Here is a 22,243-nt window from a genome sequence, read left to right as displayed (position 1 = left end):
GCCTTGCACCGGCCCCCTCGTACCTTAAGTAAGCCCCATGGATCAGGGTGGCGCAGGCGGGAGCGGAACACAGGCACAGTACGCGGTGCGCATCGCCACCGGCATCGGCGCCTTCACCGAACAGGAGTGGGAAAGCCTCGGCGGAACCACGCCTGCGGCTTCAGAAACCGACTATAACCCGTTCCTTTCTTTCGCCTTTCTGACCTCCCTGGAAGACTCCGGCTGCGCCGTGCGGGCGACCGGGTGGCAGGGCCAGCACCTGCGGCTGGAAGCACCGGACGGCCGCCTGCTGGGGGCGGCACCCTGCTATGTCAAATCGCACAGCCAGGGCGAATATGTGTTCGACCATGGCTGGGCCGACGCCTTCGAGCGCGCCGGCGGCAGCTACTATCCCAAGCTGCAATGCTCGATTCCCTTCACGCCCGCCGCCGGCCCGCGGCTGCTGGTGGCGAAGGGCGAAGACGCGGGCGCGGTGAAGGCGGGGCTCGCCGCCGGGCTGAAGCTGGTCACGGACAAGCTCGGCGTCTCGTCCGCGCACATCACCTTCCTGCCGGAAGACGACGTGCCGGGCCTGGAGGCGGCCGGCTTCCTGCACCGCACCGACCAGCAGTTTCATTTCTTCAATGAGGGCTTTTCAAGCTACGACGACTTCCTCGCCACCCTCGCCTCGCGCAAGCGCAAGGCGTTGAAGAAGGAGCGCCGCGAGGCGCTCGCCGACGGCATTACCATCGACCAGCTGACCGGCAAGGCGATTACCGAGAGCGTGTGGGACGACTTTTTCGCCTTCTACATGGACACGGGCGGCCGCAAATGGGGCCGGCCCTACCTCAACCGCGAATTCTTCTCGCTGGTCGGCGAGCGCATGGCCGACGATATCCTCCTGGTGATGGCGAAGCGCAACGGCCGCTACATCGCCGGCGCGATCAACTTCATCGGCTCGCACACGCTGTTCGGCCGCAACTGGGGCTGCATCGAGGACCACCCCTTCCTGCATTTCGAGGTCTGCTACCACCAGGCCATCGACTTCGCCATCGAGCGCGGGCTGAAGGTCGTCGAGGCTGGCGCGCAGGGCGAGCACAAGCTGGCGCGCGGCTATCGCCCGGTCACTACCCATTCGGCGCACTATATCGCGCATCCCGGCCTGCGCCGGGCCATCGCCGACTACCTCGTGCGCGAGCGCCGCGAGGTAGAGCGGATGGGCGAATATCTCGAGGACCACACGCCTTTCCGCAAGGGCGACCCGGCGCTCAATGAGCCAGCGTCCTCGAAAACAGATTGATGATGACGACGCCGGCAAGGATGAAGCCCATGCCGACGACCGCCGGCAGGTCGAGCGCCTGGCGGAACCAGATCCAGCCAATGGCGGTGATGAGGACGATGCCGGCGGCGCTCCACAGGGCGTAGACGATGCCGATGGGCAGCGCGCGCAGGGGCAGCGACAGGAAATAGAAGGCAAGCGCGTAGCCGACGACGACCACCAGCGACGGTATCAGCCGGGTGAAGCCCTGCGTCTCTTTCAGCGCGGTGGTCGCGATCACCTCGAACAGCACGGCGATCACCAGGTAGAGATAGTTCCAAAACATGAAGGCGCCTCTTGATTCGCCGCTGCCGGCAGGGCGATGATGCGCCGGATCGCCTGGAAAGGACAATGATGAGCTACGACACCGACAACATTTTCGCCAAGATCCTGCGCGGCGAAATCCCGTCCCAGAAAGTCTATGAAGACAATGCCGTAGTGGCGTTCATGGATGTGATGCCGCAGGGCGAAGGCCACACGCTCGTGGTGCCGAAAGCGCCGTCGCGCAACCTGCTCGACGCCGACCCGGCGACTTTCGGCGCGTTGTTTGCGGTGGTCCAGAAGATCGCGGTGGCGGTCAAGAAGGCGTTTTCGGCCGACGGCGTCACCATCCAGCAGTTCAACGAGCCGGCCGCCGGCCAGAGCGTCTACCACCTGCATGTCCACGTCCTGCCGCGCTTCGAGGGCGTGCCGCTGAAGCCGCATACGGGCGCCATGGAAAAGCCGGAAGTGCTGGCCGCCAACGCCGAGAAAATCCGCGCCGCGCTGGCGAGCGCCTGAAAAGAAAGGGCGGCCGCGGGCCGCCCTTTCGCTACTATCCCACAGAAAATCAGCCGTGCAGTTTCGCGGCGATTTCGGCCACGCGCTTGCCCTGGAAGTGCGCGCCTTCCAGTTCCTGCGCCGAAGGCTGGCGCGAACCGTCGCCGTCTGCGGTCGTGGTCATGCCATAGGGCGCGCCGCCGCGCACCACGTCGTTGCCGAACTGGCCCTGATAGGCATAGGACAGCGGCACGATGATCATGCCGTGGTGCTGCAACGCGGCCTGCGTGGAAAGCAGCGCCAGTTCCGCGCCGCCGTGCTGGGTGGCCGTCGAGACCATGACCGAGCCGACCTTGTTGAGCAGCGCGCCGCGCGCCCACAGCGGGCCCGTCTGGTCGAGGAAATTCTTCATCTGCGAGGCGACCGCGCCGTAGCGGGTGGCGGAACCGATGATGATGGCATCGTAGTTTTCAAGTTCGGCCGGCGTCGCGATCTCGGCCTGCTGGTCGAGCTTGTAGTGGGAAGCCTTGGCCACCGCCTCCGGCACCAGTTCCGGGACACGCTTGATCGTCACCTCGGCGCCGGCTTCACGGGCACCCTCGGCCGCGGCCTTGGCCATCTGCTCCATGTGCCCGAAGCTCGAATAATAAAGTACCAGCACCTTCGCCATTTTCATCTCCTTGATCGTCTCGATGTGCAAACCAGTCGGCGCAACGCGCCGTCACCGCCTATCTAGCGATCAGGCCGTTCATCGAAAGTGGCATATTGGAGCACAGTTCGTTCACAATACCGGAACCATTGCCCGCTTTGCGGTGCGGGAGTATGGCTCTGCCATTGTCCAGCCGGAGTGCCTTCATGACCGAGATCGTCAGCGCCGCCATGCTCGTCATCGGCGACGAAATCCTGTCCGGGCGCACCAAGGACAAGAACATCGGCCATCTCGCCGACATCATGACGGCGATCGGCATCGACCTGAAGGAAGTGCGCATCGTCCCCGATGAGGAGGACGAGATCGTCGCCGCCGTGAATGCGCTGCGCGCCCGCTACACCTACGTCTTCACCACCGGCGGCATCGGCCCCACGCATGACGACATCACCGCCGATTCGATCGCAAAGGCTTTTGGCGTGCCGTGTGAATACGACGCGAAGGCCTACGCCATGCTGGAGGAGAGCTACGCCAGGCGCGACCTCGAATTCACCGAGGCACGCAAGCGCATGGCGCGCATGCCGCGCGGCGCCGAGCACATCGACAACCCCATTTCGGTGGCGCCAGGCTTCCGCATCGGCAATGTGCATGTGATGGCCGGCGTGCCGTCGATCTTCCAGGCCATGCTCGACAACGTCGTGCCGACGCTGAAGACGGGCACCAGGATGCTGTCGGCGATGGTCCCCTGCCTGTTCGGCGAAGGCCTGATCGGCGGGCCGCTGGCCGAAATCCAGAAGGCGCATCCCGACACCATCATCGGCTCCTATCCCAAATACGGCGACGGCAAGTTCTGGACCGAACTGGTGGTGCGGGCCAGGACCCAGGAGGCACTCGATGCCGGACGCGCCGCCGTCGAGGCGATGGTGGCGGGCTTCGCCGAGGCCGGCTGACAACGCACCCCGCCCGGCCACGACCGGAACCGAAACGGCGGCCCGGCGTTTATTCTGTCAGCCGGAAGCGTGTCCGGGCAGGGAGGGGTATCCCATGCGTTTCAAGACCATCGTTACCATTCTCCAGAGCGAGCAGGACATCGAGCGCGCGCTTGCCTGCGCCACCGAACTGGCGAAACGCCACGAAAGCCATCTCGTGGGCGTCCATGCCGAGGCGCTGCCGATCCCCTACACCTCCGCCACGGGCTTTCCCGACACCGAATTCCTGCAGGTGTCGGCGACGATGAACAAGGAGCGCTCCGACCGGCTGCACGCGGCCTTCCTGAAGGCCCTCGAGAACTCCGGCCTGTCCACCGACTGGCGCAGCCTCGAAAGCCTGTCGGGCGACAGCGCGCTCACCGGCATTGCCACGGCCCGCGCCGCCGACCTGATCGTGGCGGCGCACCACGAAACCGACGGCGACGGCAAGGCCGATATCGGCTCGCTGGTCTATGATTCGGGCCGGCCGGTGCTGGTGGTGCCGCATTCGGGGCCGATCATCAGCCATTTCAGGAACATCGTGCTTGCCTGGAACGGCACGAGGGAGGCCGCCCGCGCGGCCTTCGACGCGCTGCCGTTCATGGCCGAGGCAGAGAAGACCGAAATCCTGGTCATCGATCCGCCGGACATGCTCGAGGAGGAAACCACCGACACCACGAGCATCGAAATCGCCGCCGCCTTGGCCCGCCATGGCATCAATGTCAGCGTTTCCAACCAGAAATCGCAGGGCAAGGCCATCGAGGACGTCATCCAGGGCCGGCTGGCCGAAACCGGGGCGGACCTGCTCGTCCTCGGCGCCTATAGCCATTCATGGCTGCGCCGGCTGTTCTTCGGCGGCGTCACCAACTCGATGCTGCGCTCCGGCCAGGTGGCCGCCTTCCTGTCGCGCTGAAGCATTTTGCAGCCAGACGGAATCGTCTGGCGTCCGCACAAATACGTCTGGGAAATCAAGCTGGGGCAGCGGGACCGCGTTCGCCGAAACGCCCGATGCTCCAGCCTGTCTTTTGCCCTTGCGGGAAAGACCGCGCGCATCTATTTTCGCCTCGTTCTCAGGGCGGGGTGAAATTCCCCACCGGCGGTATGCGGCCAGTCCGCGAGCCCGCGAGCGCCTTTCGCGAGGAAGGTGCAGATCAGGTGCGATGCCTGGGCCGACGGTACAGTCCGGATGAAAGAGAACGTGCCATCCGTGCGGCAGCGCCGTCGGCTTGGCCGTGATCGCCTTGGGTGACGTGTCCGTTACGAGAAAGGTGATCCCGATGACACACACCCGCTATGCCTTCGTCAAAGCCGGCTGGCACGCCGATATCGTCGACCGCGCGCTCGACGGTTTCCTCGAACTCATTCCCCGCGATCAGGTCGACGTCTTCGACGTTCCCGGCGCTTTCGAAATGCCGCTTCTGGCGCGCGATCTTGCCGCCTCGGGCCGCTATGCGGCGGTGGCGGCGGCCGCCTTCGTCGTCGACGGCGGCATCTACCGCCACGATTTCGTCGCCCAGGCGGTGGTCGACGGGCTGATGCGCGCCGGCATGGACACCGGCGTACCGGTGCTGTCGGTATCGCTGACCCCGCACCACTACCAGGAGACCGAGCACCATACGCGCATCTTCCGCGAGCACTTCGTCCAGAAAGGGCGCGAGGCCGCGCAGGCCGCGCTGGTGATCGGCAGGACGCGGGCGATGCTGGCCGCCGCCTGAGCCGTTGCGACGCGGAGGACGCCGGCCCGCAGCGTCCTCCGTCGGGCAGCATGCGGCGAAGAACGCCGTATAGGCGGTGGAAGCCATTTCGAACTCCCGTCCGGCCTCAGACGGAAGGGACGATTTCGACAAGTTTGCGGCGCACTTTCCCGCCGCCGGTTAAATGTCGGTAAGGTCCCCTCGCCCACTTGGCGACGCGCACGCCGCTTTCCTGCAGGCGCCGCTTGCCAAACCCGGCGCTTTCCGGCTAATTCAGCCCGCATTCCCAACCCGTCAGTCGCGCGGCGTCCGCGCGGGAGTGCCTGAAAAATGTCCCTTCCCGATAAAGCTTTCCCCGTATCGTGGGATCAGTTCCACCGCGACGCGCGCGCCCTGGCCTGGCGACTGGCCGGCTCCAACAAAGCCCAGTGGCGGGCGATCGTGTGCATCACGCGCGGCGGGCTCGTGCCGGCGGCCGTGATCTCGCGCGAACTCGGCATCCGCGTCATCGAGACGGTCTCGGTCGCCTCCTATCACGACTATGCCAACCAGGGGCAGATGCAGATCCTGAAGGAGATCACCCCGAGCCTGCTGGCCAACGAAGGCGAAGGCGTGCTGATCATCGACGACCTGACCGATACCGGCAAGACCGCCGGCGTGGTGCGCGCCATGCTGCCGAAGGCGCATTTCGCCACCATCTACGCCAAGCCGAAAGGCCGGCCGCTCGTAGACACGTTCGTCACCGAAGTGAGCCAGGACACCTGGATCTACTTCCCCTGGGACATGGGCTTCACCTATCAGAAGCCGATCGCCGACGACGAGGTCGGCTGACGGCGGCCTCCCGACAGGCCGGAACGCCGCCGAAAGCGGCGTTTTTGCCGGTTCGGGCTGCGATTTTTACTATTATCCCGTCCATTTGGCCGTAAACTTCGTGAGTTGGCAAATGATTCTCACGAGGGGGATGGGTTCTAGTGCTGACCGGGCCGCAAATGCACGACCATCTCGCCGAACGGGTGCGAAAGCTCTTCGGCACGGTGCCCATGCGCCTCCAGGTCGCCGCCCTGCCCTGGCGCAGGCGTGACGATTCCCTCGAAATCATGCTGATCACCAGTCGCGACACCGGCCGCTGGGTCCTGCCCAAGGGCTGGCCGGAAGCGCGCGAACCGCTATGCACGGCGGCAGCCCGCGAGGCCGCCGAGGAAGCGGGCCTGACCGGCAAGGTCTCGCCGCTCGAAATCGGGCGCTATTTCTACGCCAAGGCACTGGCTTCGGGCGAGGAAGTGCCCTGCGAGGTGCCGGTCTTTCCGCTCCAGGTCGATGCGATTGCCGACGACTGGAAGGAAAAGCGTTCGCGCACGCGCAAATGGGTGTCCGCCGCCGAGGCGGCCGCCATGGTCGCCGAACCCGACCTCAGCCAGATCATCGCCTATTTCGGCACCGATCCCGACCGCTTCGCCGCTTGAGGAGAACGCGGCGCGCCTGCATGCCAGGCGCTCCATTCGGCCCCGCTTCCGCCTGTTTTGCCGGCTCGCTGTTTCCCCGTTATCCACATAAGGGGTACACAATATATTGTAGGCCTCAAAAGTTACGGCAACCAACCCTTGACGGCGAAAACCGAGTCGTTTTTTATAGGCCATGCGCTTGCGTTAAAGGCGTGACCGGAAACTTCAAAATCCGGCCTTTTTCCTGGTTTTCCTGCGTTTCAACCGCATCCAGCCCGTTTAACCGGGCGGCCGAGGCGTGGGTTTTTCGGCGCGCCTAAATGGCGAAGGGGGCAATTTTTAGGGTGGAATAAATTGTCTGTTAATACTATATTTAGTGTTTGCAGGCACAGTGGGCGCTAGATAGTGTGAACTTCCCTCCAATGAGGGAAACGTCAAAAGTTTCAGTTTCGAGGAATTTCGGGGACGCCCGCGGCTGGCAAGGCTTCTCTACGGGGCCAAAGGCACCAAGGGCGAAAAACCGAAGGGAAAACGACTTCCGGCCGTTCTCGGATGGCCGCGGGGCGGCGGACGTGCGCGTTTCGAAACCGGGGCGGAAATCCCCGCCGGGGCGTGCTATATGTAGACATAACCGAAGGATCGAGAGCGATGCGCATCGAGCGGCATTTCACCAAGGGCGGACAGGCTGGCCACGACCGGGCCGCCTATGCGGAGATCGAATTCCGCAAAGCGCTTTCCGAGATCAAGAATCCGGACGGCTCGGTGGTGTTCCGTCTCGACAATATCGACGTGCCGGCGCAGTTCTCCCAGGTCGCGGCCGACATCCTGGCGCAGAAATATTTCCGCAAGGCCGGCGTGCCGGCGCGGCTGAAGAAGATCGAGGAGAACGACGTCCCCGCCTTCCTGTGGCGCTCCGTCGCCGACGAGGCCGAGCTTGCGAAGCTGCCGGAAGCCGAGCGCTACGGCTCCGAGACCGACGCCCGCCAGGTCTTCGACCGGCTTTCCGGTACCTGGACCTACTGGGGCTGGAAAGGCGGCTATTTCAATTCGGAAGAGGACGCGCGCGCCTTCCGCGACGAGCTCGCCTACATGCTCGCCACCCAGCGCGTCGCGCCCAACTCGCCGCAATGGTTCAACACCGGCCTCTACTGGGCCTATGGCATCGACGGCCCCGGCCAGGGCCATTTCTATGTCGACCCCTTCACCGGCAAGATGACCCGCTCGAAGTCGGCCTATGAGCACCCGCAGCCGCACGCCTGCTTTATCCAGGGCGTCGAGGACGACCTCGTCAACGAGGGCGGCATCATGGACCTTTGGGTGCGCGAGGCGCGCCTGTTCAAATACGGCTCGGGCACCGGCTCCAACTTCTCGCACCTGCGCGGTGAAGGCGAGCGGCTTTCGGGCGGCGGCCGTTCCTCCGGCCTGATGTCGTTCCTGAAGATCGGCGACCGCGCCGCCGGCGCCATCAAGTCGGGCGGCACCACGCGCCGCGCCGCCAAGATGGTCATCGTCGACGCCGACCATCCCGACATCGAGGCCTTCATCGACTGGAAGGTGAAGGAAGAGCAGAAGGTGGCGGCTCTCGTCACCGGCTCCAAGATCGTCAAGAAGCACCTCGACGCCATCATGAAGGCCTGCGTCAACTGCGAAGGGCAGGACGACGACTGCTTCGATCCCTCGGTCAACACCGCGCTGAAGCGCGAGATCAAGGCCGCCAAGAAGGACGCGGTGCCGGAGAACTACATCCAGCGCGTCATCCAGTTCGCGCGCCAGGGCTACACCTCGATCGACTTCAAGACCTACGACACCGACTGGGATTCGGAAGCCTACCTCACCGTTTCCGGCCAGAACTCGAACAACTCGATCTCGCTCAAGGACGACTTCCTGCGCGCCGTCGAAAACGACGGCGACTGGAACCTGACCGCCCGCAAGGACGGCCGCGTCCTGAAGACCATGAAGGCCGGCGAGCTGTGGGAAAAGATCGGCTACGCCGCCTGGGCGTCGGCCGACCCGGGCCTGCACTTCAACACCACCATGAACGACTGGCACACCTGCCCGGCGGCCGGCCCGATCCGCGGCTCCAACCCGTGCTCGGAATACATGTTCCTGGACGACACGGCCTGCAACCTCGCCTCGATCAACCTCCTGCCCTACCGCAACGCCGACGGCACCTTCAACATCGCCGCCTACGAGCATTCGGTGCGGCTGTGGACGATGGTGCTCGAGATCTCGGTGATGATGGCGCAGTTCCCGTCGAAGGAGATCGCGCGGCTTTCCTACGAATACCGCACGCTCGGCCTCGGCTACGCCAATATCGGCGGCCTGCTGATGACGGCCGGCATCCCCTACGATTCCGAGGAAGGGCGCGGCCTGTGCAGCGTGCTCACCGCGCTGATGACGGGCGTGGCCTACGCCACCTCGGCCGAGATGGCCGCCGAACTCGGCGCCTTCCCCGACTATGACCGCAACGCGCAGAACATGCTGCGCGTCATGCGCAACCACCGCCGCGCCGCCTATGGCGACAAGGACGGCTACGAGAAGCTTTCGGTCAACCCGGTGCCGCTCGACGCCGACCATGTCTGGCAGAAGGACCTCGTCGCGCATGCCCGCGCCGCCTGGGACCGCGCCATCGAGCTTGGCGAGGAGCACGGCTACCGCAACGCGCAGGCCACCGTGATCGCGCCGACCGGCACGATCGGCCTTGTCATGGACTGCGACACCACCGGCATCGAGCCCGACTTCGCGCTGGTGAAGTTCAAGAAGCTGGCCGGCGGCGGCTATTTCAAGATCATCAACCGCGCCGTTCCCGAGGCGCTGCGCTCGCTCGGCTATTCCGAAAGCCAGATCGCCGAGATCGAGGCCTATGCGGTCGGCCACGGCAACCTCAACCAGGCGCCCGGCATCAACCCCGGCTCGCTCAAGGCCAAGGGCTTTACCGACGAGAAGATCGAGGCGCTCAACGCCGCGCTGAAGTCGGCCTTCGACATCAAGTTCGTGTTCAACCAGTGGACGCTCGGCGCCGACTGGGTGAAGGAGACGTTCGGCTTCACCGACGAGCAGCTTGGCGACTTCTCCTTCGAGATGCTGCCGGCGCTGGGCTTCTCGAAGAAGGACATCGAGGCCGCCAACATCCATGTCTGCGGCGCGATGACGCTGGAAGGCGCCCCGTTCCTCAAGGCGGAGCACCTGCCGGTGTTCGACTGCGCCACGCCCTGCGGCAAGATCGGCAAGCGCTCGCTTTCCATCGACAGCCACATCCGCATGATGGCGGCCGCCCAGCCGTTCATCTCCGGCGCCATTTCCAAGACCATCAACATGCCCAACGAGGCGACGGTCGAGGACGCCAAGAACGCCTACATGCTGTCCTGGAAGCTGGCGCTGAAGGCCAACGCGCTCTATCGCGACGGCTCCAAGCTGTCGCAGCCGCTCAACGCCTCGCTGATCGCCGATGACGACGAGGATGAGGACGATGCCGTCGAGGCGCTGATCGCGGCCCCGGCCGCCGCGCGCGCCACGCAGGTCACCGAGAAGATCGTCGAGCGCGTGGTGGAACGTCTCTACCGCGACCGCGAAAAGCTGCCGAACCGCCGCAAGGGTTATACCCAGAAGGCGATCGTCGGCGGCCACAAGGTCTACCTGCGGACCGGCGAGTTCGACGACGGGCGGCTCGGCGAGATCTTCATCGACATGCACAAGGAAGGCGCCGCCTTCCGCGCGATGATGAACAACTTCGCCATCGCCATCTCGCTCGGCCTGCAATACGGCGTGCCGCTGGAGGAATATGTCGAGGCCTTCACCTTCGTGAAGTTCGAGCCGGCCGGCATGGTGCAGGGCAACGACGCCATCAAGAGCGCGACGTCGATCATCGACTATGTGTTCCGCGAACTGGCGGTCAGCTATCTCGACCGCACCGACCTTGCCCATGTCGACACCGACTTTTCCAACACGTCGCTGGGCAAGGGCATCAGCGAAGGCAAGGCGACACCCTTCTCCAAGGGACTTTATCGCGGCGTTTCACCGGTCAAGCTGGTATCCGGCATGAGCGCGGAGCCGAAAGGGTTTGCCGGGGGGCCTGCGGGCGAGAAATCCTCCCCTCAGCGCGCGGCCCCCACGGCCTTTTCCGGCTCCAACGTGCTGGCGCTGGCCACCGCGCCGAAACAGGACGAAGCGGTAGCCTTCAAGCGCGACTACGAGGAGCGGGCGAAGGAGCTGTCGGATGAGAGCCAGCTACGCGAGGCGGTCTCCGCCGTCGAGCCGCTGTTCACCGACGCCGCCGCCAACGAAGCGGCCGAGGCCAAGAAACTGGCCGCCGACCGCCGCGCCAAATCGCTGCTGCAAGGCTACACCGGCAACAGCTGCTCAGAGTGCCAGAATTTCACGATGGTTAGAAACGGCACCTGCGAGAAGTGCGACACCTGCGGCGCGACGAGTGGGTGCAGCTAAAAGATAGATCGTAATATCGTCATCGGCTCGATCGCAAGATCGGGCCGATGTAGTATAAAGAACAAATCGTGAAACGAAAAATTGCTACCTACCGGCCCATGAACTAGTCTTAGATTCACCCGAATCGAATCGGCCTCGCCCAAGGCGCAGAAGCAATTAGATCACGGAAGGGAAGCTGTGGATGAAGTTAGTTTTCCACAAATTACATATCGAAGACATTGACTGGTCTTCGTGCATAGATATGGTATCTATTAGAGGTGCGTACACGCATATTTAGTACAAGAGGAGTAACAGTGGGCGCACCGATTCGTCAACAGCTACCTGTGGATAACTATGGGGCTTGGCAAAGGGCGATTCGTGGCAGAGACTAAATCTATCAAAGAAAAAGGCGGTGCAATTTCTTGCACCGCCCTTCGTGAACAGCCAAGGCGGACTCGCCACCCTTGCGTCCACTCGCTCGCTAAAGCGTGGGCATGCTGTTCTTATGTGCAACCAAATGTCAAGCAACCACGATGCTTGCCATGAAGAGATGCGAGAGAAAGGAGAGCAAGCGATGCCTATTGGTACCACTGCAAAAACCGGCGAAATCTGCCCGGAAAGCGGCGTGTGGAAAGTGGTTGGTACACCAACGACCACTGCACCGATCGCAAAGGGCAACCGTATGCCGCCATATGGCGACCGTGCGGTAACCTGGATGCTGACCCAGTTGGCGTAAAGTCATACTGAAACTCAAAAAGGACTTGGGCGAATACGTGGGTTCGGCCAAGTCCACCCCTTCTCCCCAGGGGGAGAAGGTGGCCGAGCGTAGCGAGGTCGGATGAGGGGGTACTCCAGGTAGGCGATACCGATCACCGTCAACGGCGGCGATGTCTTCTCCCTCAAGGGAGAAGGTAACGACGGCGCACGTCACGCCCCCTTAGCCACCTCCCCCTCAACTCGATCCTCACCGAACTGGGCCGCATCGGGCAGCGCGCTCAGCCAATGCTCTCGCCGCTTGACCCAGAGTTCGTAGGCGGGGACCAGATCGGTCGGGACTTCGTCCAGGCTGCCGAGCGGGACTTCGGCTTCATCTTCGCTCACCCATGGAACGCGGCCGCCGCAGGTCGTGCAGAAGGTTCGGTTGGCATAGGTACCGGTGAAGCCGCCCTCCTGCTCGAAGGCCTCTACGGCCCACACGCCATAGGCCGAAAACGGCGCACCGTTGCTCTTTCGGCAGTCGGCGCAATGGCAGATGCCCACCCGGAGCGGATTGCCCCGCACGCGAAACGTCACCCCACGGCAAAGGCAGCTTCCGGAACGCACCAGCGTTGCAACGTGGTCCTGCATGGCAAGTCTCCTTTGCGCTCAAACGGCGCGGCCGCCGGTTCGTTCCTATCTATTCGCCGTCACCGGCCCAAAGGAATTTCCCCGCAGAAGGTAAAGCGCTTCGCCGCCTCGCCCGCAACACGCCGATTGCCTGTTGCGGCCTCCTCCTGCGCCGCCTATAATCCTTTAAGCATGAAATAACCTGCCCTCCATCGGTAGCCAGCCAGGACTGAACCGGCATGAACGCTCAAGCTGAGGTCGTGATAGCAAGCCGGCCTTCCCCGCAGGTCGGGCTGGTCGAGATCAACCGGCCCGAGGCGCGCAACGCCATCAATCTCGAAGTCCGCGAAAAGCTTGCGGCGGCGGTCGCCGGCTTTTCCGAGGAGCCCGAAATCCGCGCCATCGTCCTCAGCGGCCGGGGCAGCAATTTCGCCGCCGGCGCCGACGTCAAGGCGTTCGAAAAGCTCGGCGCGGCCGACATGCTCGCCCAGCAGGCGCATCGCTACTGGGAGGTGATCGCCCGCTGCCCGAAGCCGGTCATCGCGGCGGTGGAGGGCTATGCGCTCGGCGGCGGCTGCGAGCTTGCCATGCATGCCGATATCATCGTGGCGGCAACAACCGCGAAATTCGGCCAGCCGGAAGTCAAGCTCGGGCTGATGCCCGGCGCGGGCGGCACGCAGCGGCTGCTGCGCGCCATCGGCAAGTACAAGACACTGATGCTGCTTTTGACCGGGGACCTTTTTCCGGCCGAGGAAGCCGAGCGCGCCGGGCTGGTAAGCGTGCTTGCACCGGAAGGCGAAGCGCTGGCGCAGGCCCTGCAAATGGCCGAAAAGATCGCGCAACTGGCGCCGCTCGCCGTCGCGCAGATCAAGGAGGCGGTGCTCAACGGCGAGGATGCGCCGCTCGAAACCGCGCTGCGGCTCGAACGCAAGGCGTTCCAGCTTTTGTTCGACACGGCCGACAAGCGCGAGGGGATTTCCGCCTTCCTTGAAAAGCGCAAGCCTTCCTTCACCGGGCGATAGCATGACGACCGGCGCGCCCTCCCGCGAGATCCGCATCGACACCGCAGGCGTCGTCGGCGCCGGCGTCATGGGCGCGGGCATCGCCGAGGTTTTCGCCTCGGCCGGTCTCACCGTACTGTTGATGGACGGCGAACCGGGCAAGGCCAGGGCTGCGCTGGAGCAGATCGCCACGCGGCGGCGAGCCCGCGCCGCGGCCGGAAAGGCAGACCCGGGCGCGGTCGAAAGCCTGCTTTCCCGCATCCGGCCGATCAAAAGGCTCGAGGAACTGGCCGGGGCGGATCTTGTCGTAGAGGCCATCGTCGAGCGCCTGGAGCCGAAGCGGGAGCTGGTGCGCGCGCTGGAGGCGATCGTCGGCGCGCAGGCGATCATCGCCACCAACACGTCTTCCCTGTCGGTGACGGCGATCGCCGCCGGCTCCGCACGCCCCGAACGCATCGCCGGCTATCATTTCTTCAATCCCGTTCCGGCGATGAAGGTGGTGGAGGTCATTTCCGGCGCGCATACGGCGGCCGAGGTCGAGGACGCGCTCGTCGCCCTCGCCGGCCGCTTCGGCCACCGCGCCGTGCGCGCCGCCGATACGCCCGGCTTCATCGTCAACCATGCCGGCCGCGCCTTCGGCACGGAGGCGCTGGCCATGCTCGGCGAAGGCGTCGCCTCGATTGCCGAAATCGACACGGTGCTGCGCGAGGCGGCCGGCTTTCGCATGGGACCGTTCGAACTGCTCGACCTGACCGGGCTCGACGTCTCGCATCCGGTCATGGAAAGCATCTACGGCCAGTTCTACCACGACCCGCGCTATCGTCCCTCGGTGATCACCGCGCAGCGCATGACGGCGGGCCTGCTGGGCAGGAAGACCGGCAAGGGGTTTTACGCCTACGAGGACAAGCGCCGCATCGAGCCGGAGATACCGGAACATCCGGCCACGGTGGTCCCGGATACGGTCGCGATCGTCGCCGACACCGCCACCGGCGAAATGCGCAGCCTGCTGGAAGCAGCGGGGCAGCGGGTCTGCGTTGATCCCGTCGAGGCCGGCAACGGCCTCGTCCTGGTCGGCCTGGAAGGCGAAGACACGGCTGGTGCGGTGGCGCGGCTCGGGCTGCCGGCGGCAACAACCGTCGGCTTCGACGCCTGTTTCGGCCTCGACCGGCATGTCACGCTGGTCGCCTCGCCCGCGACTTCCCCGCAGACTCGCGCCGCTGCACCGGCGCTCATGGCGGGTGCCGGCCGCTGCGCCACGCTGGTCGAGGACAGTTGCGGCGCGGTCTGCCAGCGCGTCGTCGCCATGATCGTCAACATCGGCTGCCTGATCGTGGAGCAGAAGATCGCTTCGGCATCGGACGTGGACGCCGCCGTCCGGCTCGGCCTCGGCTACCCGCACGGGCCGCTGGAATGGGGAGACAGGCTCGGGCCAGCCCGTATCCTGCGCATTCTCGACACCATCCATGCCCGCACGCGCGACCCCCGCTACCGCGCCAGCCTCTGGTTGCGGCGGCGGGCGGAACTCGGGCTCGCGCTCGCCGACGCACGCTGACCGTTGCCTCACGGCCCGGTCAATAGCGTGTGAAAGCCTGCAAATTTCCAGCAAAACCGCGCTGGTATGCGTATGCTCCCGCGACAACGGAGGCCGAAAAGGCTTCCTCGCAGGAGTGCCCATGCTGAACGACAATGTCCCCGTCTCCCACAGGGGAGATGCGTATGGATTTTCATTGCGGCCTACCCCCATCCCAACTGGGGAAGATGGATCGCCTATGAGGTTCGACCCCCACTCCGTCGCGCTTCTCGCGCCACCTCTCCCCCGCTCGACGGGGGAGAGGAAACACTGGCCGCGAGCACGGCGCCCTTCCTCTCCCCTTTTGAGGGGGAGAGGTGGTTTGCGAAGCAAACCGGAGTGGGGGTCCACCATGCCATATGCGATCGCCCTGTCCTTGTCGGGAGGGGCCAGGGGTGGGGGTAAGACAGTATACGACAGCCCTGCCCCTACCCGGAGTGCCAGGCGATGACGCTGTTCGTTCTCGCCTATCTGGCCGGCGTACTCACCATCGTCAGCCCCTGCATCCTGCCGGTGCTGCCCTTCGTGTTCGCGCGCACCGACAAGCCGTTCGTCCAAAACGGCCTGCCGATGCTCGCCGGCATGGCGCTGACTTTTGCGCTGGTCGCGAGCCTCGCCGCCGTCGCCGGCGGCTGGGCAGTAGAGGCCAACCGCTGGGGGCGCATCGCGGCGATGGCGCTGCTCGCGCTGTTCGGCCTGACGCTGCTGCTGCCCGGCCTGTCGGCGCGGCTGACGCGTCCCCTGGTCGATCTCGGCGCAAAGCTGTCGCTCTCGGCCGAACAGGGCAAGCGCGGCGGCGTGTGGTCGTCCCTGCTGCTCGGCGTCGCCACCGGCCTGCTGTGGGCGCCCTGTGCCGGCCCGGTGCTCGGCCTCATCCTCACCGGCGCCGCCCTCCAGGGCGCCAATGCCCAAACCTCGCTGCTGCTCGCCGCCTATGCGGCCGGCGCGGCCACCTCGCTGGCGCTGGCGCTGCTGATCGGCGGCCGGGTCTTTGCCGCGATGAAGCGCTCGCTCGGCATCGGGGAATGGATCCGGCGCGGCCTCGGCGCGGCGGTGCTCGCCGCCGTCGTCGCCATCGCGCTCGGCCTCGACACCGGTTTCCTCACCAATGTCTCGCTGGCAGGCACCACGAAGCTGGAACAGGGCCTGCTCGACCGCTTCAATGTCGCATCGGGGTCGGGCGCACCGCAAAACGGCGAAACCACGGTGGCGATGCAGCCGCAGGCCCTGTCCACCGAAGCGCTACCCGTAGAGGGCACGTTCCCTTCGCTGGGCGGCGCGATCGAATGGCTGAACTCGCCGCCGCTGACGCCTCAGGCGCTGAAAGGCAAGGTGGTTCTGGTCGACTTCTGGACCTATTCCTGCATCAACTGCCTGCGCGCCCTGCCCTATGTGCGCGCCTGGGCCGACAAATACAAGGATCAGGGGCTGGTGGTGATCGGCGTGCACACGCCCGAATTCGCCTTCGAGAAGAACGTCGACAACGTGCGCAAGGCGGCGGCCGATCTCGGCGTCACCTATCCTGTCGCCATCGACAACAACTACACGGTCTGGCGCGCCTTCAACAACCAGTACTGGCCCGCCCACTATTTCATCGACGCCGAAGGCCGCATCCGCCACCACCATTTCGGCGAGGGCGAATATGACCAGTCCGAACGCGTGATCCAGCAGCTTCTGGCCGAAGCGAACGGCAAGCCCATGTCCGGCGACCTGGTAAGCGTGAAGGCGACCGGCGCTGAGGCCGCCTCCGACTGGAATGAGGTTGCCTCGCCTGAAACCTATGTCGGCTATTCGCGCGCCGAAAATTTCATCTCGCCCGGCGGCGCCGTCAGCGACGAGGCCCATGCCTACAGCGTAGGCAACCCGGCCCTCAACGAATGGGGGCTTTCCGGCAACTGGACGGTGGGGAAGGAGCAGGCGGTGCTCAACGAGGCCGGCGGCGGCATCGTCTACCGCTTCCACGCCCGCGACCTGCACCTGGTGCTGGGACCGGCGGCGGACGGCAAGCCGGTGCGCTTTCGCGTCACCATCGACGGCAAGGCTCCCGGTAATGACCACGGCATGGATACCGATGCCGAGGGCCAGGGCACCGTGACCGGCCAACGTCTCTACCAGTTGATCCGGCAAGGCGGGGCAATCAGAGACCGTACGTTCGAAATCCGATTCCTCGACCCCGGCGTCTCGGCCTACGCCTTCACTTTCGGATAGGCTCGGGTACCGGGCGGCTCAGGACGCAGACCAGTTGCTCGCAGCGACGTAGATTTGCGCGATCTTCTCGAAGCCGGCCTGGTCGTCGACGTCGAAACGGCCCGGGGTCGGGCTGTCGAGGTCGAGCACGCCGAGCATCCTGCCCTCATGGATCAGCGGCACCACCAGTTCCGAGCGCGAACCGCCGTCGCAGAAGATATGGCCGGGAAAGGCGTAGACGTCCTCGACCAGCACCGACGCGCGCCGCTCGACCGCGGTTCCGCATACGCCCTTGCCGACCGCGATGCGCACGCAGGCCGGCTTGCCCTGGAACGGACCGAGCACCAGTTCGCCCGGCGTTTTCAGGAAATAGAAGCCGGCCCAGTTCAGGTCGGGCACCTGCTGGAAAACCAGCGCCGAGGTGTTGGCGGCGTTGGCGATCGGGTCGGCCTCGCCCTCGAGAAGCCCCGCAAGCTGGCTCGAAAGCTCGCGATACAGCGCCGGCTTGTCACCCGGCAGGATCGTTTGCGCGGCAAACATGGACTGGCTCCCTTGCTATCGCGGCTCAATGCCGTGTTGCGCGCGCCACCAACCGTCGATGGCGGCCGCCTCTCCCTCGAGCCACAAGGTGCGTGGCGCAAAAGCCTTCCATGCTTCGAGGTGCTTGGAAGAAACCGTCGTCAGCAGCGGCTTGCCGGCCGCCATCGCGGCCATGAAGGCCGCCCATAAGCCGCCCTGCATCGCCTCAAGCTTGCCGAACTTGCTGAAGACCACGACATCGGCCGCCGGGATCTGGGCTAGCAGGCCCGAGCCCGCATCTTCCACGCCGCTGGCATCGAGATGGCAAGTCTTGCCGGGAGGCGGCTGGTCGAGATGGATGGAAAACGGCTTCCCGGAAGCGATGTCGCGCACGAAGCCGGCGCTGCATTCGCCTGGGACGTTGTTGTTCTCGGCCACGACGCCGACGACGTTTATGCCCGACGCCTGCCATTGCGCCGTTGCTGTCGCCAGCAGCGCCTGCGAATCCAGGCCTTCATGGTTGGCGATAACGGCGACGTTGCTTGGACTGGGCATGGCGAGGGACCGGCAATGCGTGGACAGGATGCTTATAGCACCAAAACCACGAGCCCGCATGCACCAGCGCAAGGAAGAAGGCGTTTGAAGAAATCGGCGGGGCCGTTGGTCAGTCGGCCGTGGCCACCATTTGCTGGCCGCCGACCCAGGCGCGCCATTCCCGCTCGCTACCGTTGAAGACGTTGAGGTCGATCTTGCCGGTGACGCCGTGCGACAGGCCGGAACCGGAATACTGCCAGAATACCCAGTCACGGTCGCCATAGACCTTGCTCGGGTGACGGGCCACCGAGCGCAGCCAGAACGGATAATTCTTGAACGCGCCCTTGAGGTTGTCCTCGTAGAAATCCGGCGCGGTATAGATGATGGGCCGCTGGCCGTAGTGACGCTCCAGCTTGTCCATGAACACCTGCATCTTTTCCAGCACCGTGGCGCGGGAAGGCCGGCGCTTGCAGTTGGACAGGTGGTTCCATTCCACGTCGATCACCGGCGGCAGCGCGCCCTCGACCTTGGGCACGTTGCGGATGAACCAATCGGCCTGCTCGCCGGCGGTGCGGCACCAGTAGAAGAAATGGTAGGCGCCGCGCCTGAGGCCGGCCTCATGGGCGCCGCGCCAGTTCTTCTTGAACATCGGATCAAGGTGATCGCCGCCGTCCGTGGCCTTGATATAGGCGAAATTGGCGCCCTGCTTGCGCAGCCTCATCCAGTCGATGTCGCCCTGCCAGCGCGAGACGTCGACGCCGTGGACGGCGAGCTTGCGCGGCGAGCGCGTGCCGAAATTGATCGGCTTGGCATCGCGAAAACCGTAGCTGTAGATCGTGCCGCCCATCAGGGAGGCCTTCTGGACCTTGGGCCGCGTCGGCGCCACCAGCGTGATCGCTTCGGCCGCCCGCTGCGCGCTGCCGTCCGGGTCGGCAAGCGCCATCGGCGGCGTCGGTGCGCCATAGGAGGCGACCTCGGCGCTGAGCGGCGTGATGCTCTCCTCGCTCGCCGCCTGCGTCGCGACCGGCGCGCTCGGTCGCACCACCGAACTGGTGATCTCGTTCGAAGGCTTGTCCAGTTGCAGGGAGTCGATCGCCGATGTGGACGAGCAGCCTGCCAGGCACAAAGCGGAGATGAGGGCGACGACGCTGGGCGTTCGCATGAGGACCTGTACTCGAAACAAAACAGATCGGTGGCAAACACCGCCACCGCACAAAGCCGAGCCCAACCCCTAACAAGAAATTACCAACAAAGTTTGAATCGAATTTTTACCATGTGGCCGGCATCAACGCCGCGCCATCCGCTTCCGGGCCGGCAGTCCACCTAAAAAACGCGACGCGTATCCGGCGACGAAAACAGTGCTGCGCATTCCCCGCCAAGAAAAAAGCCCCGTTTCCGGGGCTTTTATTCCTGTCAGTTCTTGCGAGGCAGTTGCGGGACAAGGCTGCGCTTGCCGCCGTCCTTGCCTTTTCCGCCCGGCTTCTGCGCCACGGCCTTCTTGGCGGTGGCCTTCTTGGCCGGCGCCTTGCGCGGCTTCGGCCCTTCCTCGGGTTCCCGCTTGGGACTGACCGGCGTTTCGTCGGCCAGCGTCTCGAGCTTCAGGCCGGACTCGCCGGTTTCCTTCTTCTCGACGGTAACGCGAACCGTGCCGCCCTTCTTCAGCTTGCCGAAGAGCACCTCGTCCGCCAGCGGCTTCTTGATGTGCTCCTGGATGACACGGCCGAGCGGCCGCGCACCCATGCGTTCGTCGTAGCCCTTGTCGGCGAGCCAGGCGATCGCTTCCGGCGCGAGATCGAAGGTGACGCCCCGGTCCGCAAGCTGGGCTTCCAGCTGCATGACGAACTTTTGCACCACCTGGTGGATGACCGGCACCGGCAGCGAGCCGAACGGGATGATCGCATCCAGGCGGTTGCGAAACTCCGGCGTGAACAGCCGGTTGATCGCCTCGACATCGTCGCCTTCGCGCTTGGTCGAACCGAAGCCGATCGCCGCCCGGGCCATGTCGGAAGCGCCCGCATTCGTCGTCATGATCAGGATGACGTTGCGGAAGTCGATCTGCTTGCCGTTATGGTCGGTCAGCTTGCCGTGGTCCATCACCTGCAACAGGATGTTGAACAGGTCCGGATGCGCCTTTTCCACCTCGTCCAGCAACAGCACGCAGTGCGGATGCTGGTCGACGCCGTCGGTCAGAAGGCCGCCCTGGTCGAAGCCGACATAGCCGGGAGGCGCGCCGATCAGCCGCGAAACGGTGTGGCGTTCCATATATTCCGACATGTCGAAGCGGATCAGTTCGACGCCGAGCGAGGCCGCCAACTGCTTGGCGACTTCGGTCTTGCCGACGCCCGTCGGGCCGGAGAAAAGATAGGAGCCGATCGGCTTTTCCGGTTCCCGCAGGCCGGCGCGCGCCAGCTTGATCGCCGACGTGAGCGCCGTGATCGCGGTATCCTGGCCATAGACGACGCGCTTCAGCTCGACCTCGAGGCCGGACAGGATCTTCTCGTCGTCGGCCGACACCGTCTTCGGCGGAATACGGGCCATGGTGGCGATGGTCGCCTCGATCTCCTTGATGCCGATGGTCTTCTTGCGCTTCGGTTCGGGCAGGAGCATCTGCGAGGCGCCGCTCTCGTCGATCACGTCGATCGCCTTGTCCGGCAGCTTGCGGTCGCTGATGTAGCGGGCCGACAGTTCCACCGCGCCCTTGATCGCGTCGTTAGTGTACTTGACCTTGTGGAACTCCTCGAAATAGGGCTTCAGGCCCTTCATGATCTCGATGGCGTCCTCGACGGTCGGTTCGTTGACGTCGATCTTCTGGAAGCGCCGCACCAGCGCGCGGTCCTTCTCGAAGAACTGACGGAACTCCTTGTACGTGGTCGAGCCGATGCAGCGGATCGCGCCCGAAGACAGCGCCGGCTTCAAAAGGTTCGACGCATCCATGGCACCACCCGAAGTCGCGCCGGCGCCGATCACCGTGTGGATCTCGTCGATGAACAGCACCGCGCCCGGATAATCCTCCAGTTCCTTCACGACCTGCTTCAGGCGCTCCTCGAAGTCGCCGCGATAGCGGGTGCCGGCGAGCAGCGTGCCCATGTCGAGCGCGAAAATCGTGGCGTCGAGCAGCACCTCGGGCACGTCGCCCTCGACGATGCGCTTGGCCAGGCCCTCGGCGATCGCCGTCTTGCCGACGCCGGGGTCGCCGACATAGAGCGGGTTGTTCTTGGAGCGGCGGCACAGCACCTGGATGGTGCGGTTGATCTCGGAATCGCGACCGATCAGCGGATCGATCTTGCCGGCCTTGGCCTTGTTGTTGAGGTTCACGCAGTAGGCGGTCAGCGCGTCCTGCTGCTTCTTCTTGGCCGAATCGTCCTGCGGGTCGGCGTTGGAGCCGCCCTGCTCTTCCTCCGCGCCGCGCGGCGCACGGTTGTCCGAGGCGCCGGGACGCTTGGCGATGCCGTGCGAGATGTAGTTGACCGCGTCGTAACGGGTCATCTGCTGTTCCTGCAGGAAATAGGCCGCATGGCTCTCCCGCTCGGCGAAGATGGCGACGAGCACGTTGGCGCCCGACACTTCTTCCCGGCCGGAAGACTGCACATGGATCACCGCGCGCTGGATGACGCGCTGGAAGCCGGCGGTCGGCTTGGAATCCTCGTCATAGCCGGTAACGAGATTGTCCAGCTCGGTGTCGATATAGGTGAGCACGGTGTGCTTGAGATCGTCGAGATCGACGTTGCAGGCGCGCATGACGGCCGCGGCCTCGGCGTCGTCGATCAGCGCCAGCAGCAGGTGCTCCAGCGTTGCATATTCATGGTGGCGTTCGTTGGCGAGCGTCAGCGCCTGATGCAGCGCCTTTTCCAGGCCTTGGGAGAAAGCCGGCATGTTAC

Annotated in this window: 18 protein-coding genes, 2 pseudogenes and 1 riboswitch; of the genes and pseudogenes, 12 read left to right on the top strand and 8 right to left on the bottom strand. The window is 64.8% G+C overall.

Annotation, left to right across the window (positions count from 1 at the left end; translation table 11 throughout):
- Positions 1 to 37: 37 nt before the first annotated feature.
- Positions 38 to 1,279 (top strand): GNAT family N-acetyltransferase, encoded by a 1,242-nt coding sequence (locus ACFOHJ_RS16080; protein WP_378222164.1) that lies wholly within the window; start codon positions 38 to 40, stop codon positions 1,277 to 1,279.
- Here the strand turns inward: ACFOHJ_RS16080 and ACFOHJ_RS16075 are convergent.
- Positions 1,248 to 1,583 (bottom strand): DMT family transporter, encoded by a 336-nt coding sequence (locus ACFOHJ_RS16075; RefSeq protein WP_378222162.1) that lies wholly within the window; start codon positions 1,581 to 1,583, stop codon positions 1,248 to 1,250. The two genes, ACFOHJ_RS16080 and ACFOHJ_RS16075, sit on opposite strands and share 32 nt — an antisense overlap.
- Before the next feature lie 65 nt (positions 1,584 to 1,648).
- On the opposite strand from ACFOHJ_RS16075, the gene ACFOHJ_RS16070 reads away from it, so the two are divergent.
- Positions 1,649 to 2,077 carry an HIT family protein gene (locus tag ACFOHJ_RS16070; RefSeq protein WP_378222160.1) on the top strand — a complete coding sequence of 143 codons (429 nt, stop codon included), beginning with the start codon at positions 1,649 to 1,651 and terminating at the stop codon, positions 2,075 to 2,077.
- A gap of 49 nt (positions 2,078 to 2,126) precedes the next feature.
- Here the strand turns inward: ACFOHJ_RS16070 and wrbA are convergent, their stop codons facing one another.
- Positions 2,127 to 2,726 (bottom strand): NAD(P)H:quinone oxidoreductase type IV, encoded by a 600-nt coding sequence (gene wrbA, locus ACFOHJ_RS16065; protein WP_378222158.1) that lies wholly within the window; start codon positions 2,724 to 2,726, stop codon positions 2,127 to 2,129.
- Positions 2,727 to 2,911: 185 nt separating this feature from the next.
- On the opposite strand from wrbA, the gene ACFOHJ_RS16060 reads away from it, so the two are divergent.
- From ACFOHJ_RS16060 to ACFOHJ_RS16030, 7 genes are all read left to right on the top strand, one after another.
- Positions 2,912 to 3,652: a competence/damage-inducible protein A gene (locus ACFOHJ_RS16060; RefSeq protein ID WP_378222157.1), complete on the top strand. Its 741-nt coding sequence runs from the start codon at positions 2,912 to 2,914 to the stop codon at positions 3,650 to 3,652.
- Positions 3,653 to 3,746: 94 nt separating this feature from the next.
- Positions 3,747 to 4,583, top strand: a complete 837-nt coding sequence (locus ACFOHJ_RS16055) for a universal stress protein (protein ID WP_378222155.1) — start codon at positions 3,747 to 3,749, stop codon at positions 4,581 to 4,583.
- A 149-nt stretch (positions 4,584 to 4,732) separates the two neighbouring features.
- Positions 4,733 to 4,872: riboswitch (FMN riboswitch) on the top strand.
- 75 nt (positions 4,873 to 4,947) lie between these two features.
- Complete coding sequence (locus ACFOHJ_RS16050; protein WP_378222153.1) at positions 4,948 to 5,385, top strand: 6,7-dimethyl-8-ribityllumazine synthase; 438 nt, start codon at positions 4,948 to 4,950, stop codon at positions 5,383 to 5,385.
- A 309-nt stretch (positions 5,386 to 5,694) separates the two neighbouring features.
- Positions 5,695 to 6,195, top strand: coding sequence for a xanthine phosphoribosyltransferase (gene gpt, locus ACFOHJ_RS16045; RefSeq protein WP_378222152.1), 501 nt, complete (start codon positions 5,695 to 5,697; stop codon positions 6,193 to 6,195).
- 140 nt (positions 6,196 to 6,335) lie between these two features.
- A complete protein-coding gene (locus ACFOHJ_RS16040; RefSeq protein ID WP_378222151.1) occupies positions 6,336 to 6,827 on the top strand; it encodes an NUDIX hydrolase in 492 nt (163 codons plus the stop codon).
- A 627-nt stretch (positions 6,828 to 7,454) separates the two neighbouring features.
- Positions 7,455 to 11,249 (top strand): vitamin B12-dependent ribonucleotide reductase, encoded by a 3,795-nt coding sequence (locus ACFOHJ_RS16035; RefSeq protein ID WP_378222149.1) that lies wholly within the window; start codon positions 7,455 to 7,457, stop codon positions 11,247 to 11,249.
- A 340-nt stretch (positions 11,250 to 11,589) separates the two neighbouring features.
- Positions 11,590 to 11,964, top strand: coding sequence for a hypothetical protein (locus tag ACFOHJ_RS16030; protein WP_378222147.1), 375 nt, complete (start codon positions 11,590 to 11,592; stop codon positions 11,962 to 11,964).
- A gap of 191 nt (positions 11,965 to 12,155) precedes the next feature.
- On the opposite strand, the gene ACFOHJ_RS16025 is transcribed toward ACFOHJ_RS16030, so the two are convergent.
- Positions 12,156 to 12,575 (bottom strand): GFA family protein, encoded by a 420-nt coding sequence (locus ACFOHJ_RS16025; RefSeq protein WP_378222145.1) that lies wholly within the window; start codon positions 12,573 to 12,575, stop codon positions 12,156 to 12,158.
- 218 nt (positions 12,576 to 12,793) lie between these two features.
- Here ACFOHJ_RS16025 and ACFOHJ_RS16020 point away from each other — a divergent pair, with 218 nt between their 5' ends.
- From ACFOHJ_RS16020 to ACFOHJ_RS16010, 3 genes are all read left to right on the top strand, one after another.
- On the top strand, positions 12,794 to 13,576 hold the full coding sequence (locus ACFOHJ_RS16020; protein WP_378222144.1) for an enoyl-CoA hydratase-related protein: 783 nt from the start codon (positions 12,794 to 12,796) through the stop codon (positions 13,574 to 13,576).
- Position 13,577: 1 nt separating this feature from the next.
- Positions 13,578 to 15,107, top strand: coding sequence for a 3-hydroxyacyl-CoA dehydrogenase (locus tag ACFOHJ_RS16015; RefSeq protein ID WP_378222142.1), 1,530 nt, complete (start codon positions 13,578 to 13,580; stop codon positions 15,105 to 15,107).
- A 465-nt stretch (positions 15,108 to 15,572) separates the two neighbouring features.
- Positions 15,573 to 17,333, top strand: coding sequence for a cytochrome c biogenesis protein DipZ (locus ACFOHJ_RS16010; RefSeq protein WP_378222141.1), 1,761 nt, complete (start codon positions 15,573 to 15,575; stop codon positions 17,331 to 17,333).
- Positions 17,334 to 17,351: 18 nt separating this feature from the next.
- Here ACFOHJ_RS16010 and ACFOHJ_RS16005 read toward each other — a convergent pair whose 3' ends face one another.
- The 5 genes and pseudogenes from ACFOHJ_RS16005 to clpA form a co-directional block, all read right to left on the bottom strand.
- On the bottom strand, positions 17,352 to 17,852 hold the full coding sequence (locus tag ACFOHJ_RS16005) for a GAF domain-containing protein (RefSeq protein ID WP_378222139.1): 501 nt from the start codon (positions 17,850 to 17,852) through the stop codon (positions 17,352 to 17,354).
- A 15-nt stretch (positions 17,853 to 17,867) separates the two neighbouring features.
- Positions 17,868 to 18,386, bottom strand: coding sequence for a DUF2478 domain-containing protein (locus tag ACFOHJ_RS16000; RefSeq protein WP_378222137.1), 519 nt, complete (start codon positions 18,384 to 18,386; stop codon positions 17,868 to 17,870).
- Positions 18,387 to 18,495: 109 nt separating this feature from the next.
- Positions 18,496 to 19,197 (bottom strand): annotated as a pseudogene (locus ACFOHJ_RS15995) (glycoside hydrolase family 25 protein); the annotation flags it as partial.
- 186 nt (positions 19,198 to 19,383) lie between these two features.
- Positions 19,384 to 19,527, bottom strand: a pseudogene (locus ACFOHJ_RS15990) (GH25 family lysozyme); the annotation flags it as partial.
- 251 nt (positions 19,528 to 19,778) lie between these two features.
- Positions 19,779 to 22,238, bottom strand: coding sequence for an ATP-dependent Clp protease ATP-binding subunit ClpA (clpA, locus tag ACFOHJ_RS15985; RefSeq protein ID WP_378222136.1), 2,460 nt, complete (start codon positions 22,236 to 22,238; stop codon positions 19,779 to 19,781).
- Positions 22,239 to 22,243: the final 5 nt, after the last annotated feature.

It is taken from the genome of Aquamicrobium soli (assembly GCF_042646345.1).
In the GTDB taxonomy this organism is placed as follows: domain Bacteria; phylum Pseudomonadota; class Alphaproteobacteria; order Rhizobiales; family Rhizobiaceae; genus Mesorhizobium; species Mesorhizobium soli_A.
This window is presented reverse-complemented; position numbering and strand designations above follow the sequence as displayed.